Source organism: Streptomyces sp. NBC_00154, from assembly GCF_026342835.1.
Taxonomy (GTDB): domain Bacteria; phylum Actinomycetota; class Actinomycetes; order Streptomycetales; family Streptomycetaceae; genus Streptomyces.
In genome coordinates, this window is sequence record NZ_JAPEMI010000001.1 from 1,387,210 (window position 1) to 1,403,532 (window position 16,323).

Annotated in this window: 13 protein-coding genes and 3 pseudogenes; 6 read left to right on the forward strand and 10 right to left on the reverse strand. The window is 69.7% G+C overall.

From position 1 onward, the window contains the following. Positions 1-11: 11 nt before the first annotated feature. The 4 genes from OHA03_RS06095 to OHA03_RS06110 all read right to left on the reverse strand — a co-directional run bounded on the left by OHA03_RS06095 (position 12) and on the right by OHA03_RS06110 (position 5,020). A complete protein-coding gene (locus tag OHA03_RS06095; RefSeq protein WP_267001510.1) occupies positions 12-1,694 on the reverse strand; it encodes an urease subunit alpha in 1,683 nt (560 codons plus the stop codon). After that, a complete protein-coding gene (gene ureA, locus OHA03_RS06100; RefSeq protein WP_267001512.1) occupies positions 1,694-2,389 on the reverse strand; it encodes an urease subunit gamma in 696 nt (231 codons plus the stop codon). Before ureA ends, OHA03_RS06095 begins: the two co-directional genes overlap by 1 nt. A gap of 260 nt (positions 2,390-2,649) precedes the next feature. Continuing rightward, entirely contained in the window at positions 2,650-3,738 is a 1,089-nt protein-coding gene (locus OHA03_RS06105) for a branched-chain amino acid aminotransferase (RefSeq protein ID WP_267001514.1), read from the reverse strand. 241 nt (positions 3,739-3,979) lie between these two features. Beyond that, positions 3,980-5,020 carry a 3-isopropylmalate dehydrogenase gene (locus OHA03_RS06110; RefSeq protein WP_267001516.1) on the reverse strand — a complete coding sequence of 347 codons (1,041 nt, stop codon included), beginning with the start codon at positions 5,018-5,020 and terminating at the stop codon, positions 3,980-3,982. A gap of 128 nt (positions 5,021-5,148) precedes the next feature. On the opposite strand from OHA03_RS06110, the gene OHA03_RS06115 reads away from it, so the two are divergent. Continuing rightward, complete coding sequence (locus OHA03_RS06115) at positions 5,149-6,723, forward strand: metallophosphoesterase family protein (RefSeq protein ID WP_267001518.1); 1,575 nt, start codon at positions 5,149-5,151, stop codon at positions 6,721-6,723. Positions 6,724-6,740: 17 nt separating this feature from the next. Here OHA03_RS06115 and OHA03_RS06120 read toward each other — a convergent pair whose 3' ends face one another. After that, on the reverse strand, positions 6,741-6,869 hold the full coding sequence (locus OHA03_RS06120; protein ID WP_093772350.1) for a hypothetical protein: 129 nt from the start codon (positions 6,867-6,869) through the stop codon (positions 6,741-6,743). A gap of 184 nt (positions 6,870-7,053) precedes the next feature. After that, positions 7,054-7,491: pseudogene (locus OHA03_RS06125) on the reverse strand (LysR family transcriptional regulator substrate-binding protein); the annotation flags it as partial. On the opposite strand from OHA03_RS06125, the pseudogene OHA03_RS06130 reads away from it, so the two are divergent. After that, positions 7,492-8,007, forward strand: a pseudogene (locus OHA03_RS06130) (phospholipase domain-containing protein); the annotation flags it as partial. It abuts the pseudogene before it with no gap. Positions 8,008-8,139: 132 nt separating this feature from the next. Here OHA03_RS06130 and OHA03_RS06135 read toward each other — a convergent pair. Continuing rightward, entirely contained in the window at positions 8,140-8,685 is a 546-nt protein-coding gene (locus OHA03_RS06135; RefSeq protein WP_267001520.1) for a GNAT family N-acetyltransferase, read from the reverse strand. A 52-nt stretch (positions 8,686-8,737) separates the two neighbouring features. Here OHA03_RS06135 and OHA03_RS06140 point away from each other — a divergent pair. From OHA03_RS06140 to OHA03_RS06150, 3 genes and pseudogenes are all read left to right on the forward strand, one after another. After that, a pseudogene (locus OHA03_RS06140) lies at positions 8,738-9,043 on the forward strand (1-acyl-sn-glycerol-3-phosphate acyltransferase); the annotation flags it as partial. 164 nt (positions 9,044-9,207) lie between these two features. After that, on the forward strand, positions 9,208-11,100 hold the full coding sequence (locus OHA03_RS06145) for a glycoside hydrolase family 97 protein (RefSeq protein ID WP_267001522.1): 1,893 nt from the start codon (positions 9,208-9,210) through the stop codon (positions 11,098-11,100). Positions 11,101-11,220: 120 nt separating this feature from the next. Then, the gene (locus OHA03_RS06150) at positions 11,221-11,691 is read left to right on the forward strand and encodes a DUF1877 family protein (RefSeq protein WP_267001524.1); all 471 of its coding nucleotides are present in this window, start codon (positions 11,221-11,223) and stop codon (positions 11,689-11,691) included. Positions 11,692-11,800: 109 nt separating this feature from the next. Here OHA03_RS06150 and pruA read toward each other — a convergent pair whose 3' ends face one another. Beyond that, on the reverse strand, positions 11,801-13,432 hold the full coding sequence (pruA, locus tag OHA03_RS06155; protein ID WP_267001526.1) for an L-glutamate gamma-semialdehyde dehydrogenase: 1,632 nt from the start codon (positions 13,430-13,432) through the stop codon (positions 11,801-11,803). A gap of 51 nt (positions 13,433-13,483) precedes the next feature. Then, entirely contained in the window at positions 13,484-14,410 is a 927-nt protein-coding gene (locus OHA03_RS06160; RefSeq protein WP_267001528.1) for a proline dehydrogenase family protein, read from the reverse strand. Between the two features lie 182 nt (positions 14,411-14,592). Here OHA03_RS06160 and OHA03_RS06165 point away from each other — a divergent pair, with 182 nt between their 5' ends. Continuing rightward, on the forward strand, positions 14,593-15,780 hold the full coding sequence (locus OHA03_RS06165) for a CdaR family transcriptional regulator (RefSeq protein ID WP_267001530.1): 1,188 nt from the start codon (positions 14,593-14,595) through the stop codon (positions 15,778-15,780). A gap of 19 nt (positions 15,781-15,799) precedes the next feature. Here the strand turns inward: OHA03_RS06165 and OHA03_RS06170 are convergent, their stop codons facing one another. Continuing rightward, complete coding sequence (locus tag OHA03_RS06170; RefSeq protein WP_267001532.1) at positions 15,800-16,282, reverse strand: carboxymuconolactone decarboxylase family protein; 483 nt, start codon at positions 16,280-16,282, stop codon at positions 15,800-15,802. Between the last annotated feature and the right edge of the window lie 41 nt (positions 16,283-16,323).

Here is a 16,323-nt window from a genome sequence, read left to right on the forward strand (position 1 = left end):
ACTCCTCGTTCTTACAGGAAATAGAGACGGTTGAGGGAGATCGATTCGGCGGGTCCCGAGCGCACCGGGTCACCGTCCAGCGTGACCAGGCCGCTGTGCCCGTCCACCGCCACGTCCCCGATACGGGAGTTGAGCCGGAGATCGGCCGGGCCGATCCCGCGGGTGCCGCGTACGGCGACCCTGCGCCGTCGCGTCGGCATCTGGTCGGAGCCCAGCTCGGTCGCAGCCTTTGCCACGAAGGCCACCGAGAGGTCCGCGGGGGTCGCTCCGTACGCTCCGAACTGCGGTCCCAGGACGAGGGGTTCACAGGTGTCGGTCGCGGCGTTGGGGTCGCCCGTCACTCCGTAGGCCGGGAAGCCCGACTTCAGCACGAGCTGGGGCTTGGCACCGAAGTACTGCGGCTTCCAGAGCACGATGTCGGCGAGCTTGCCCACCTCGATCGATCCGATCTCGTGCGCGAGACCGTGCGCGATGGCGGGGTTGATCGTCAGCTTCGCCATGTAGCGCAGTACCCGGGCGTTGTCGTCGTGCGCGCCGTCGCCCTCCATCGGGCCCAGCTCGGCCTTCATCTTCCCGGCCATGGCGAAGGTGCGGCGTACGGTCTCGCCCGCGCGCCCCATCCCCTGGGCGTCCGACGAGGTGATGCCGATCGCGCCGAGGTCGTGCAGCACGTCCTCGGCGCCCATCGTCCCGGCCCTGATCCGGTCCCGCGCCATGGCGGCGTCCCCGGGCAGGTCGGTCTTGAGGTCGTGTACGGAGACGATCATCCCGTAGTGCTCGGCGACCGCGTCCCGGCCGAACGGCAGGGTCGGATTGGTGGAGGAGCCGATCACGTTCGGGACGCCCGCCATCTTGAGGACGTTCGGTACGTGCCCGCCCCCGCAGCCCTCGATGTGGAAGGCGTGGATCGTCCGGCCGTCCAGGACGCGCAGGGTGTCCTCGACGGAAAGGCATTCGTTCAGCCCGTCGCTGTGGAGCGCGACCTGTACGTCGTGCTCCTCGGCGACCCGCAGGGCCGTGTCGAGCGCCCGGGTGTGCGCGCCCATGTCCTCGTGCACCTTGAAGCCGGACGCGCCGCCTTCGGCGAGCGCCTCCACCAGCGGCGCGTCGTCGGAGGACGAACCGCGGGCCAGGAAGCCGATGTTGACCGGCCAGGCGTCGAAGGCGTTGAAGGCGTGGCGCAGTGCCCACGGCGAGTTGACACCGACGCCCCAGACGGGGCCGAACTCCTGGCCGATGACGGTGGTGACACCGGAGGCGAGCGAGGCCTCCATGATGCGCGGCGAGAGCAGATGGACATGGGTGTCGACGGCGCCGGCCGTGGCGATCATGCCCTCGCCGGACACGATCGTGGTGCCCGTACCGACGACGACGTCCACGCCGTCGAGCGTGTCCGGGTTCCCGGCCCGTCCGATCGAGCAGATCCGGCCTTCGCGGATGCCGATGGAGACCTTCCGGATGCCCAGCGACGCGTCGATGACCAGCACATTGCTGATGACGACGTCACAGGTGTCGCGTACGGCGGCGGCCTTGAGATGCAGGCCGTCGCGCGCGGTCTTGCCGAAACCGGCCAGGAACTCGTCGCCGGGCGCCTGCGCGTCCGACTCGACGCGCACCACCAGACCGGAGTCGCCGAGGACGACCCGGTCGCCGGCGCGCGGCCCGTGGACCGAGGCGTATGCGTAGGGGTCCATCAGGCGTCCTCCGCTCCGAGATAGCCGCAGGCCGCCGCACGCCGCAGGGCCTCTTCCTTCGCTCCGGGCGCGTCCAGCGGACCGTCGACCAGACCCGCGAAGCCGATCGCGATCCGGGCGCCGCCGATCGGCAGCAGGCCGACCTCGGTCTCGCCGCCCGGGTCGAAGCGGACCGACGCTCCGGCCGGGACGCACAGCCGCATTCCGTACGCCGCGGCTCGGTCGAAGTCGAGCCGCGGGTTGACCTCGAAGAAGTGGAAGTGCGAGGTGACGCTGACCGGGACGGTCGCGGTGTTGCGCACGGTCAGCCGCAATTCGGGCCGGGGCTCGGCGTGCGGCGGTGCGGGCAGTACGGCGCCGGGCGCGGCGTCCGCCCGCCGGACTCCGGTGCCGGCGCCTATGGGGTCGGAGACGACGGCGAGCCGGGACCCGTCGTCGAAGACGGCCTCCACATGCACCTCCGTGACCACGTCCGCCACGCCGGGCAGGACGTCGTCGGGTCCCAGCACGCTGCGCGCGGCGTCGATCGCCTCCGCGAGCCGCCGCCCGTCCCGGGCCGCCTCGCAGACGGTGTCCGCGATGAGCGCGGTCGCCTCGGGGATATTGAGCCTCAGGCCACGCGCGCGGCGTGCCCGTGCCAGTTCGGCGGCGCCGAAGAGCAGCAGCCGGTCACGCTCGGTCGGGGTCAGTCGCACGTCACCACACCTCCTGTTTGAGCATCACTCTAACCATGGATCCCCCGTATGAAAACCATGAGTGAGGCACATACTCGGCATCACATAGAGTGGCACTCAAACCGTCGGACAGGGATGGCCTCGTGCGCGCAGCGCTCCGCGCGACCTCGTCCCGAAAGCCGTCAGCCCGGGCGACCGGCACGCGGGGGCGGCCGCGCGCAAAAACGACTTCGCCCGCCCTGGCGGCTGCCGGGGCGGGCGAAGTCGTACGGGACCGTGAATCACCCGAGCGGGTGCATCCAGCCGTGGGTGTCCGCCGCGATACCGCGCTGGACGTCGAGGAGCCGGTCGCGCAGCTTCATCGTGACCTCGCCGGGCTTGCCGTCGCTCTGGGTCCACTCGCCGCCCGCGGACTTGACGACGCCGACGGGGGTGATGACGGCGGCTGTGCCACAGGCGAAGACCTCGGTGAGGGTGCCGTTCTCGGTGTCGGCGCGCCACTGGTCGATGGAGACGCGGCCCTCCTCGGACTCGTAGCCGAGGTCACGGGCGACCCGGAGCAGCGAGTCACGGGTGACACCGGCGAGCAGCGAGCCGGTCAGGGCCGGGGTGACGATCTTGTCCCCGTACACGAAGTACAGGTTCATGCCACCGAGCTCCTCGACCCACTTGTGCTCGACCGCGTCGAGGTAGGCGACCTGCTCGCAGCCCTTCTCGGCGGCCTCGGCCTGGGCGAGGAGGGACGCGGCGTAGTTGCCGCCGGTCTTGGCGTCGCCCATACCGCCGGGGACGGCGCGGACCCGGTTCTCGGAGAGCCAGATGGAGACCGGCTTCACACCGCCGGGGAAGTAGGCGCCGGCGGGCGAGGCGATGACGATGAAGAGGTACTCGTTGGCGGGCTTCACACCGAGGCCGACCTCGGACGCGATCATGAAGGGGCGCAGGTAGAGCGACCCCTCGCCGCCGTGCGCGGGAACCCATGCCTTGTCCTGCTGGACCAGCACGTCGCACGCCTCGATGAACGTCTCCACCGGCAGCTCGGGCATGGCGAGACGGTGCGCGGAGCGCTGGAAGCGCTTGGCGTTGGCCTCGGGGCGGAACGTGGCCACCGATCCGTCGGGCTGGCGGTAGGCCTTGAGCCCCTCGAAGATCTCCTGCGCGTAGTGCAGGACGTTGGTGGCGGGGTCGATCGACAGCGGGCCGTAGGGGACGAGCTGGCCGTCGTGCCAGCCGCGGCCTTCGGTCCACTTGATGATCACCATGTGATCGGTGAAGTAGCGGCCGAATCCGGGGTTGGCCAGGATCGCCTCGCGCTCCGCGTCGGACAGCGGGGTGGAAGAAGGCTTGAGCTCGATCGTGGGCGTCGTCATGAGTGCGTGTCCTTCACCGGTTTTGTGTGTGAGGGACCGCGCTCACGCCGCTCCTGTCAGACAGGTGCTAGGACGTCCGAGCTTTATCACAAGCCACGGTCCCGTTCGATTATCGCTCGATGGGGGCCATGCACGAAATGACGTGATTGCGGTCCAGGGATCGATGGTGGCACCCGGGACCACGCAGGAGAAGCCGCCGGGTGCGGTTGCGACCCGGCGGCTTCGAAGTGGAGTCGTCAGGTCAGCTCGCTACGCGTACCGCGAGCGCGTCGCCGATTTCCGAGGTGGTACGAGGGGTGTCGCCACGCTCCGCGAGGTCGGCGGAGACGGCGTCCTCGATGCGCACGGCCTCGGCCTCGTAGCCGAGGTGGCGCAGCAGGAGGGCGACGGAGAGGATCGCGGCCGTGGGGTCGGCCTTGCCCTGACCCGCGATGTCCGGGGCGGAGCCGTGGACCGGCTCGAACATCGAGGGGAACTCGCCGCTCGGGTTGATGTTGCCCGAGGCCGCGACGCCGATGCCGCCGGAGACGGCCGCGGCGAGGTCGGTGATGATGTCGCCGAAGAGGTTGTCGGTGACGATCACGTCGAACCGCTCGGGCTGCGTGACGAGGAAGATCGTCGCCGCGTCCACGTGCAGGTAGTCGGTGGTGACGTCCGGGAACTCGGCCGCGACCTTGTTGAAGATGTTGGTCCACAGGTGCCCGGCATAGGTCAGCACGTTGTTCTTGTGGACCAGCGTCAGCTTCCTGCGCGGGCGCGCCTGGGCGCGGGCGAAGGCGTCACGGACCACACGCTCGACGCCGAACGCGGTGTTGACCGAGACCTCGGTGGCGACCTCGTGCGGGGTGCCGGTGCGGATCGAGCCGCCGTTGCCGGTGTACGGGCCCTCGGTGCCCTCGCGGACCACGACGAAGTCGATCTCCGGCTGACCCTTGAGCGGGGTCGCGACACCCGGAAGGAGCTTCGACGGCCGCAGGTTCACATGGTGGTCGAAGAGGAAACGAAGCTTCAGCAGGAAGCCGCGCTCCAGGACGCCGGACGGGACCGAGGGGTCACCGATCGCACCGAGCAGGATTGCGTCGTGCTGCTTGAGCGCCTGGACATCCGCGTCGGTGAGGGTCTCACCGGTCGCGTGGTACCGCTTGGCGCCGAAGTCGAACTCCTTGGTCTCCAGCTTCACATCCTGCGGGAGAACAGCATTGAGGACCTTGAGGCCCTGAGCCACGACCTCCTGGCCGATACCGTCACCAGGGATCACTGCGAGATTGATGCTGCGAGACATATCGGCACCCTACTGCTCGTCCCACCCCATGACATTTTGCGTCCACCATACGGACACATGGGGAGCTGTACGTGTACCGTTCACCCACTCGACCGGAAGGCGTCAGCCGACGGGTGGATGTTCTGGCCATGGACATCCCTCGCTTCGGTATCCCCGAGAAGCTCGCCGACCGAATGAGCATGGCTGAGCAGCACGACTATCTGCGCACCCGGCTCACCCGGCGTGGCGCGCTCCGCGCCGGTGCGGCGACCGCCGCCGTCGTAGGCGCCGGCCTCTCCACCGGGCTTGCCGCCTCGCCCGCCTACGCCGCGCCCACGGTGCTCTCCTCGCGCAACTCCTCCACTCAGGTGGACGGTTCGCTGGTCGCCCCGTTCGGCCGGCATCTCGCGTACGGCGCCGACCCGAAGACCCAGATGCGGATCTCCTGGCAGGTTCCGTTCGCCGTCGGGCGCCCGTACATCCGGATCGGGCTCAAGCCGTGGGCGCTGAGCCGGAAGATCGACGCCGAGGTGCGGCATCTGACGACCCCGCTGCTGAACGACGGCAAGATCGCGGCTGCCGAGCAGTTCTACGTACACGCGGGACTGGACCGGCTGCAGCCCGGCACGACGTACTACTACGGCGTCGGCCACGACGGCTTCGACCCGGCCGACACCCGCAACCTGGGCACTCTCGGCACCTTCACCACCGCGCCCTCGCACGCCGAGCCCTTCACCTTCACGGCCTTCGGCGACCAGGGTGTCAGCTATCACGCCCTCGGCAACGACCAGCTGATCCTTGGCCAGAACCCGGCCTTCCACCTGCACGCGGGCGACATCTGCTACGCCGACCCGTCCGGTTCCGGCCAGTCGAGCGACACGTACGACGCCCGCACCTGGGACCAGTTCCTGGCGCAGACGGAAACCGTGTCGAAGACCGTGCCGTGGATGGTGACCACCGGCAACCACGACATGGAGGCCTGGTACTCGCCGGACGGCTACGGCGGCCAGAACGCCCGCTGGTCGCTGCCGGACAACGGCCCCGACCCGGTGGGCCAGCCCGGCGCCTACTCGTTCGTGCACGGCAATGTCGGCGTGGTCGCGCTCGACGCCAACGACGTCTCGTACGAGATCCCCGCCAACTTCGGGATCAGCGACGGCGGGCAGACCCGCTGGCTCGACCGGCGTCTCGGTGAGCTGCGGGCCCGTCACGACGTCGACTTCATCGTCGTGTTCTTCCACCACTGCGCCTTCTCGACGACCAACGCGCACGCGTCGGACGGCGGGGTGCGGGACGCCTGGGTGCCGCTCTTCGAGAAGCACCAGGTGGACCTGGTCATCAATGGCCACAACCACGTCTACGAGCGCACCGACGCGATCCTGAAGAACGCGGTCGCGCGGAAGGTGCCGATCGGCGAGCGCACCGACCCGACGCGGGACGGCATCGTGTACGTCACGGCGGGCGGAGCGGGCAAGGCGCTGTACAACTTCCCGGCGCCGGACACGTACGAGGGGCACGTCGCGGACCAGGAGAGCGTGAACACATACCACGTGGTCAAGGGCGGCGGCAGGGCCACCGAGACCGTGGAGTGGTCGCGGGTGCGCTACACCGGCTTCTCGTTCCTCGCGGTCGAGGTCGAGCCCGGGCGGCACGCCCGGATGAAGGTCACTGCGCTCGCCGAGTCGGGCGAGCGCATCGACCACTTCGAGATCAGCCGCGGATGAGCTGAACCCCGCCGGTCTCAGTGACCGGTGGAGCCGCCGTTGTCCCTGCGGTCGAGGGCTCGCTGCAGGGCGGCGGCGGCATTCTGGCGCTCCGACTCGGTCGGGCGGTGGGTGTGACGGACGCGGCGGACAGTCGTCTCGGCCATGGTGGATCGACTCCTTGAGATCGCGAGGATTTCGAGATCGAAAAATCGTGAACGTGATTTCGAGATCGGGATTTCGAGGCGCCGGAAAGGGCGGGGAGCGGATGCCGCAGGGGTTGCCTGCATCGGGGCACGTGCTCACGACCGCCAGTCGCTGGATCTAGCGAGACGTTCGGCTTCTACAAAGCTAGGGCAGCCCGGCCGGTCTGTCTCCACAATTACTCGGACTTCCTACTATCTGAGACGGAGGTTTGGCGCCGCCCGCCCGCAGTTCCCGGATCAGGGCCCGCACGGCCAGGGATCGTGCCTGCTCAGCGGTGGTGACATAGCCGACGGTCCGAGTCGGCCGTTCCGGTCCGAGAGCGGTGATCTCGACGTTGTCGGGTACTCCCTCCAGGGGGAGCTGCGGCATGATCGCCATTCCGAGACCACGGGACACAATCGAGAGCACCGCTCCGTCGTCCTCGGCCTCCACCGTCGCCGCAAGGATCCCTTCCTGCGCGGCCCACCAGTCCCGGGTGTACGAGGTGCAGTTCTACGCCCAGTCGACCAGGGGCAGCGAGCGCGGTACCGGATGGCCGACCGGGTGCACCAGCGCGTACTCCTCCTCCAGCAGCACTCCCCCGGCGGCTGGGTCAGCTCCGAGGTCTTCGACCACACCTCGGTGCTGCGCTTCCTGGAGACCTGGACGTCGGCCATCGGCAAGCCGGCCGCCTGCCCGAACATCAGCGCCTGGCGCCGCAAGGTCACCGGTGACCTGACCGGGGTCTTCGACTTCGCGCATCCGGTGTACGGGGTGCCGTCGCTGCCCTCAACCGCCAAGGTGATCGGCATCGGCACCTGCGCCCCGCTGCCCAACCCGGCCCCGCAGACCAACGCGAGCGGCAGGACCGCCATCTGGTTCCGGCTGTCCAACGCGTCCACCGCAGCGGTGAAGTTCACCCTCGGATCGAACAACTACCGTGCCGACGGCCCGTGGACGTACACCGTGTCCGCGGGCGGTTCCACGGAGGACTACTTCAAATCCGTCGCCGGGCAGAACGGCTGGTACGACTTCACGGTCACGGCCGACGCGGACAGCACATGGTCGCGCCGGTACACAGGCCACATCGCGACGGGGGCGGCGAGCATCAGCGGCTGACCGGTCAGAATCTGACGGTCACGCCCCGGCGATCAGGTCCTGCAGGCCGCCGCCCTCAGCAGCTGCAGCCTCGTCTCTCCTGATTGCAGTGCCTCCGCGGCCCGGGACGCGGAGGCACTGCGGCAGGCCCCGTCACAGCACATCGCCGTCACGCCAGTCGAAGATCAGCTTCCGGGACGGGGAGGGCAGCGGGCGTCCGGCCGCGCCACGGACGTACGTGCTGCCCTCCTCGTCCGGCAGCGGCATCACACCGCTCAGCCCCTGCACGCCGATCTGCCCCTGCCACACCTGCCAGCCGCGCGCCGCGTACAGCGCGGCCCCGGTGTCGGAGGCGGACAGTGCCCCGAAGGCGTACGCCCCGTCGATGACCCGCTCCAGCGTCGCCATCACCCGGCCGCCGAGCCCCTCACGCCGCCGGTCGGCGCGGACCGCCACACCCTCGACATATCCGATGCGGTACGAGCGGTGGGCGTGGATCACCCGGCGCTGGACGACACTGCCGTGCGCGAGGAGCCCGCTGCCGTCGCGTGCGTAGGCGTGGATGCCGCCCAGGGTGTGGTCCCAGTCGTCGTCGCTGAAGCCACCCTCGAATGCGGTGTCGAGGAATGTGCGGATCCCGTCGCGGGCGGTCGGGGTCAGCTCGTAGGTGTGCACGGTGTGCCACAACGGCTCAGTCATGTCCCCCAGCCTCTCAGGCACCTGCGCCATCAGGTACTCAGCGCGCATTTGAGTAGCTGCCACGGGTCTGCCGCTCGCGTTCTGCTGGGCGGCGGAGGCGCTGAGCTGGCCGCTGATGCCGGAGCTGCTGCTCGCGGCGGCGTGTGCGGCGGTGCCGCGCGCGGCACCGAAGGTGTCTCTCGGCGCGCTCGCGGGCAGTCTTGCGGGCGGCCCGCTCGCCGTCCAACTGGCCACCGCGGGGATGCAGTTGCTCGCCGGCTTCGGGCTGCTGATGCGGCGGCAGTACGGACGGTATCTAGTACTGCTCGGCGGCGGGTTCGCGACCGGACTGTCGCTCATCGTGCACGGCTGGAACTGAACGATGACACAGTAGGAGATCCTGGACATCGTTCAGCCATCCACACCAGTGATCCGATGTATTACCCGCCAGGACCCTTGACGACCCCTCAGCAGCCCTCCATTCTCCCAGTCATCGGATCATTGATCCGTCATCTGAATCGTGAACTGACTGAGGGAGGCCCCGTGTCGTTACGGAACCGGATCAGGACACTTTCGATCGTCCTCTGCGGCGCCCTCGCATCGACGTTGCTGCTCGCCGTCGACGCGCGCGCCGAGGAGGCCGGCTGGACGGTACAGGACAGACCCGGCGGGCCCACCGCCGAACTGCGACTGGACCGGGCGAGCGGGGCACTGGACCTGTCCGTCTCCCGCGCCGGTGAGACCGTGCTCGCCCCCTCGCCCGTCGGTATCGTCACCGAGCGGGCCGACTTCTCCACCGGGCTGTCGTTCCTCGGCCGCAGCGACCGCGCGGTCGACGAGCACTACCGAACCGCCGCGGGCAAGGCCCGCAACCGCACCGTACACATGCGTGAGGCACGCTTCCGCTTCCGCACCGGGGCGGGCGCCCGGCTCGACGTGGTCGTGCGGGCGTCGGCCGACGGGGTCGCGTACCGGTACGACCTGCCGGGCGACACGGGCAACGTTCTGCAGGAGACCTCGGCGTTCACCCTGCCCGAGGGCTCCTCCGCCTGGCTCGGCGCCTACCGCAAGGACAACGAGAACCTCTTCAACGCGTACACGGCGGCCGGCGCCCCGGCCGGCGAGTACATGATGCAGGCACTGTTCCGTACCGGGAACAGCTATGCCCTGGTGGCTGAGTCCGATCTCACCGGCAGCTACTCGGGGGCCCGGCTGGCCCACGACGCGGGGTCCTCCACCTATCGCGTCAAACTCTGGGACCCGCAGGTGCAGACGGCCGGTGCGCTCACCACCCCGTGGCGCGCCGTGGTCACCGGCGACCTGGCGACCGTCACCGAGTCGACGTTCACCGACGACCTCGCCCCGGCGTCCAGGATCCACGACACCTCCTGGATCAAGCCGGGCCGCGCCCTGTGGACCTGGCTCGCGGGCGGGCGTGAGGCAGGGCAGAGCCTGGAGATGCAGAAGGGATACGTCGACTACGCGGCTGCCCGCCACTGGCCGTACACCGTGGTCGACGCGGGCTGGTACTTCGACCCGGCGCAGTGGGACGTCACCGACCCCGACTGGCAGACCCACAGCTGGATCCCGGAACTGGTGCGTTACGGCAGGGAACGGGGCGTGGGCATCCAGGTCTGGATCCATCACCGCGACCTCGACACCGCCGAGGAGCGGGCCCAGTGGCTTCCGACGCTGGAGAAGTGGGGCGTCAAGGGCGTGAAGATCGACTTCATGGACTCGGAGGCGCAGGAGACGTTCCAGTGGTACGACCGGATCCTCCCGGAGACGGCGGCCCACCACCTCCTGGTCAACTTCCACGGCTCCACGATCCCCAAGGGCATCCAGCGCACCTGGCCGCACGTCATGTCACTGGAGGGCGTCAACGGTGAGGAGAAGAAGACGAACACCGCCCAGCACCTGACCACGCTCCCCTTCACCCGGAACGTGATCGGCTCCATGGACTTCACCCCCGGCGCCTTCCACCGCCCGAACCGGCCCAACGCCGCGTCCGACGCAAGCGAGTTGGGGCTCTCCGTCCTGTACGAGTCCGGAATCCAGAACCTGGCGGGCACGCCCGAGTCGTACGAGGCGCGCCCGGAGGCCCGGCACTTCCTGGAGCAGTTGCCGGACGCCTGGGACAGTACGCGGCTGCTGGCCGGGGAGCCTGGGAGCAGTGCGGTGCTGGGCCGCCGGTCCGGCAGCAGGTGGTTCATCGGCGGTATGTACGCGGGTGCGGCGCACACCGCCGAGGTGCCGCTGCGGATCGGATCCGGACGCTGGCTGGTCGAGACGGTGACGGACGGACCGGCCGGACCGCTGCGCACGGCCCGCACGGTGCGGAGCGGCGACACCCTGTCGGTGGATGTGGTTTCCGACGGCGGCTTCGCCGCGGTGGCCTGCCGCTGGTCCCCGGGCCGTACTTCCTGCGACCGCTGAACCGGTAGCGAGGGGCGGATCATCCACCGGGCTCATCCGGCGCGGGCCGTTGTCGGTGGGCGCCCCTACTGTTCATGAGCAGGGGGCCTGCGGACAGCGGCCCGGCAGGAGGGGACGACGATGAGCTTCAGCATGCAGGCACGGGCCGTGCCGGCCGCCGGGCTGCCGCAGGACTTCGCCGGAGTGGCGGAGGTCTTCGCCGACACCGACGACGAGTTCGACCGCCTGGAGACGGATCTGAGCATCTCCAAGGATTTCTCCCAGGTGCACGAGCTGTGCCTCACCGCACCGCCCGGCCACGGCAGGTGCGAACTCCCGATCTTCGGCGGGAACGTCCACGAGGACCCGGCCGGGATCGAGGCGCCGTCGGTGACTCTCGAGGCCACGGAGGTACGGGAGGCGGCGGAATTCCTCCGCACTCATCCGTTCGACGAGCTGTGGCGCGCGGCCGACGGGGGCGTCGGTGCGCACTGGGGATGGCCGGAGGCCGAGGTCCGCGCCGTCTTCGCCACGCACTACCGGCAGGTGCTGGACTTCTACGGGCGGGCGGCCGAGGCGGGCGACGCGGTGGTGAAGCGGTTCCTGTACTGATGCTTCCCGTACCGGCGGGCGGAAATGGAATCCGCCCCCGACCGGCTGGGGGAGCCGGGCGGGGGCGGGATCTGTGGCGGGGTGCGGGTGCGCCGCATCCCGGAGGGCGTCAGCCCTGGTGGGGGTAGGTGTAGTCGGTCGGCGGGACCAGCGTCTCCTTGATGGCGCGGGTCAGCGTCCAGCGCTGCAGGTTCTGCGGGGCGCCCGCCTTGTCGTTGGTGCCCGAGGCGCGGCCGCCACCGAAGGGCTGCTGGCCCACGACGGCACCGGTCGACTTGTCGTTGATGTAGAAGTTGCCCGCCGCGTAGCGGAGCTTCTCCATCGTGTAAGCGGCCGCGGCGCGGTCGCCCGAGATGACCGAGCCGGTCAGCGCGTAGTCGGAGACCGACTCCATCTGCTCCAGCATCTCGTCGTACTTGTCGTCCTCGTACACGTGGACCGCGAGGATCGGGCCGAAGTACTCGGTCGTGAAGACCTCGTTGGCCGGGTCGGCGCACTCGATGACCGTCGGGCGGACGAAGTAGCCGACCGAGTCGTCGTACGTGCCACCCGCGACGACGGTGCAGGACGAGTCGGCCTTGGCCCGGTCGATCGCGGCCTTGTTCTTGGCGAACGCACGCTCGTCGATGACAGCACCGATGAAGTTCGACAGGTCGGTGACGTCACCCATGGTGATGGAGTCGACCTCGGCCGCGAACTCCTCCTTGAAACCGGAGTTCCAGATGGAGGCCGGGACGTACGCCCGGGAGGAGGCCGAGCACTTCTGGCCCTGGAACTCGAAGGAGCCACGGGTCAGTGCGGTCTTCAGGACGGCGCGGTCGGCGCTGGGGTGCGCGACGACGAAGTCCTTGCCGCCGGTCTCGCCGACCAGACGCGGGTAGGTGCGGTAGTTGGCGATGTTGTTGCCGACCGTCTTCCACAGGTGCTGGAAGGTCGGGGTCGAGCCGGTGAAGTGGATACCGGCCAGGTCGCGGTGGTTCAGGGCGACCTCGGAGACGGCGATGCCGTCGCCGGTCACCAGGTTGATGACGCCCTTGGGCAGACCGGCCTCCTCCAGGAGCTGCATCAGCAGCACGGCGGAGTGGGTCTGCGTCGGGGACGGCTTCCACACCACGACGTTGCCCATGAGAGCGGGGGCGGTGGGCAGGTTGCCCGCGATGGCCGTGAAGTTGAACGGCGTGATCGCGTAGACGAAGCCCTCCAGCGGGCGGTGATCCATGCGGTTCCACACACCCGGGGAGTTGGCCGGGGGCTGCTCGGCCAGGATCTGGCGCGCGTAGTGCACGTTGAAGCGCCAGAAGTCGACGAGCTCGCACGGGGTGTCGATCTCGGCCTGCTGGGCGGTCTTCGACTGGCCGAGCATGGTCGAGGCGGCCAGCGTCTCGCGCCAGGGGCCGGACAGCAGCTCGGCGGCGCGCAGGATGATCGCGGCGCGGTCGTCGAACGACATCGCACGCCATGCCGGGGCGGCGTCGAGGGCGGCGTCGATCGCGTCCCGCGCGTCCTGCTCGGTGGCGCCGGCGAACGTGCCGATGACGGCCTTGTGGTTGTGCGGCTGTACGACGTCGAAACGCTCGCCGCCACCCATCCGCTTCTCGCCACCGATGGTCATCGGCAGGTCGATCGGGTTCTCGGCGAGCTCCTTGAGCTTCGCCTCCAGACGGGCGCGCTCCGGGGAACCCGGGGCGTAGGAGTGGACCGGCTCGTTGACCGGCGCGGGGACCTGGGTCACAGCGTCCATGAGTGCCTTGTCTCCTTGCTTCAGCGGGGTGGGGGCAGCGGGGCGGGCGGGTCAGCCCTTGGTGAGGATGGAGCGGGCGAAGAACAGCAGGTTGGCCGGCTTCTCCGCGAGACGGCGCATGAAGTAGCCGTACCAGTCGGTGCCGTACGCGGTGTAGACACGCATCCGGTGGCCCTCGGCCGCGAGCCGGATGTGCTCGTCGCTGCGGATCCCGTAGAGCATCTGGAACTCGTACTCGTCCAGTTTGCGCCCGGCCTTGCGGGCGAGCTCCTGCGCGATGGCGATGAGCCTCGGGTCGTGGGACCCGATCATCGGGTAGCCCTCGCCCTCCATGAGCGTCTTCAGGATGCGGACGTACGCCTTGTCGATCTCGGCCTTGTCCTGGTACGCCACGGAGGCGGGCTCCTTGTAGGCGCCCTTCACGATGCGGACGCGGCTGCCGGCGGCGGCGAGGCGGCGGGCGTCGTCCTCGGTGCGGAACAGGTAGGCCTGGATGACGCAGCCGGTCTGCGGGAAGTCCTTCCGCAGCTCCTCGTGGATGGCGAACATCGAGTCGAGGGTGGTGTGGTCCTCGGCGTCCAGGGTGACCGTGGTGCCGATCGCGGCCGCGGCCTCGACGACCGGGCGGACGTTGGCGAGCGCCATCTCGTGGCCGCCCTCCAGGGCCTGGCCGAACATCGAAAGCTTGATGGACATCTCGGCCCTGGTGCCCAGGCCGAGGTCCTTCAGGCGGTCGATCAGCTCCAGGTACGCGTCGCGCGCGGCGGTGGCCTGCTCGGGCGTCGTGATGTCCTCGCCGACGACGTCGAGGGTGACCTCGAGGCCCTTCCCGGTGGCGTCCTTGATGATCGGGACAACCTGCTCGACCGTCTCGCCGGCGATGAACCGGTCGACGACCTGCTTGGTCCCCGGAGCAGCCGAAATGAAACGGCGCATCTTGTCACTGCGCGACGCAGCGAGGATCACGGGAGCCAGCACGGGGCACCTCCAACGGAAAGATATGAACGAGGGCCGTACCGGCAGGAACTGAATCAGACCGGTACAGCACGGAGAACCACCGTGAAATCTAAGGATCCCTCCGATCATGTGCCATCGACAGCTGTCACGCATCCATGCCCTGGATCTCAGACATATGTCTGAAGGGGTGGGAGAATGGCCGGGTGAAGGGCGATTACCAGGAGCTGGTCGACGAGATCTCCGCGCTGCTCGGCGCCCCCGCGACACTGGAGAACCGGGACTTCGGCCTGGTCGCCTTCGGGGCGCACGACAGCGACGACGACACGGCGATGGACCCGGTCCGCACCCGATCGATCCTCACTCGTCGCTCCACACCCGCGGTCCGCGCCTGGTTCGAGGGCTTCGGCATCGCCCGCGCCACCGGCCCGGTCCGCATCCCCGCCGCCCCGGAGGCCGGGGTGTTCCGCGGCCGGATCTGCCTGCCGGTACGCCATCGGGGCGTCGTGCTCGGCTACGTCTGGCTGCTCGACACGGAACCCGGGCCGACCGACGGACAGCTGATCGCGGCGATGGACGTGGCGGCCAGGATCGGGGCACTGCTCTCCGACGAGGCGCGGGCCGGCACGGATCTGTCCCGGGAGTTCGGCGCGGTACTGACGGCCGGCCGCGGCTGGCAGCGCGACATGGCGGTGGCCGCGCTGCGGGAGGCGCTGGGCCCGGACTCGGACGGGCTGCACACGGTGGTCTGTGTGACCCCGTGGCCGGACGAGACCCCGTCGGCCCGTACGGTGCCGTCCGCGGCAGCGCTGTCCACCGTCCCGTCACCGGCGGGGGCGGGCACCCTGTCGCTGGCCGCACTGATCCGGCTGCGCTCCCCCGACGTACTGGACCCGGCGACGGCGGCGGCGGACCGGCTGCGCACCACCGCGGGACGGACCGCCACGGCCGGGGTCGCGGTCCCGCGCCGGGGCCTGCCGGAGCTGGCCGCGGCCTGGCACGAGGCCTCGGCGGCGGCCCGCGCGGCGGCAGCGGAGTCGCGCTTCGGCCCGGTTGCCGACTGGTCGGCCATCGGCCCGTACCGCCTGCTGACCGCGCTCCCCCCGACGGCGGACACCACCCCGGACCCCGCGGTGCGCCCCCTGCTCACCCCGCCGCACACGAACCTGGCCCGCACCGCCGAGGTGTTCCTCGACTGCGCGGGTCAGGCGAGCCGCACGGCGGCCGAACTCGGCATCCACCGCCAGACGCTGTACTACCGGCTGTCCCGGGTCGAGCAGCTCACCGGTCTGGACCTGAACGACGGCGAGGACCGGCTGCTGCTGCACTTGGCACTGAAGAGGGCTCGGCTCCAGGGGGGACAGGGCATCCTCGGCGGACATCCCCTGGGGTGAGGCCGGAGAGCGGCGCCGTTCAGTGGGCCGCCCGCTCGTCCGTGCCCGCCACCTTCGCGGTGCTCAGAGCGATGCGGTTCCAGGTGTTGATCGTGAAGATCAGGGCCAGCAGTCCGGCCAGCTCGGGCTCGTCGAAGTGGGCCGCCGCGCGGGCGTAGACGTCGTCCGGGACGCCGCCGCGGGAGACCAGGGTGACGGCCTCGGTGAGCGCGAGTGCTGCCTGTTCCTTCTCCGTGAAGAAGTGGGCGGCCTCCGGCCAGACGGCGACCATGTGCAGCCGCTCCTCGCTCTCACCCGCCTTGCGGGCGTCCGTGGTGTGCATGTGCAGGCAGTACGCGCACCCGTTGAGCTGGGAGGACCGGATCTGGACCAGTTCGACGAGCGCAGGGTCCAGGCCCTGCCGCGCGGCGGCGTCGAAGCCGATGAGGGCCTTGAACGCCTTCGGGGCGGCCTTGGCGAAGTTGACTCGGGCGGTTCGGGTGACTGCTTCGCTGTTCGTCATGATCACTACGCTACGGAGTCGGGCGACCTCGCGTAGGGTGC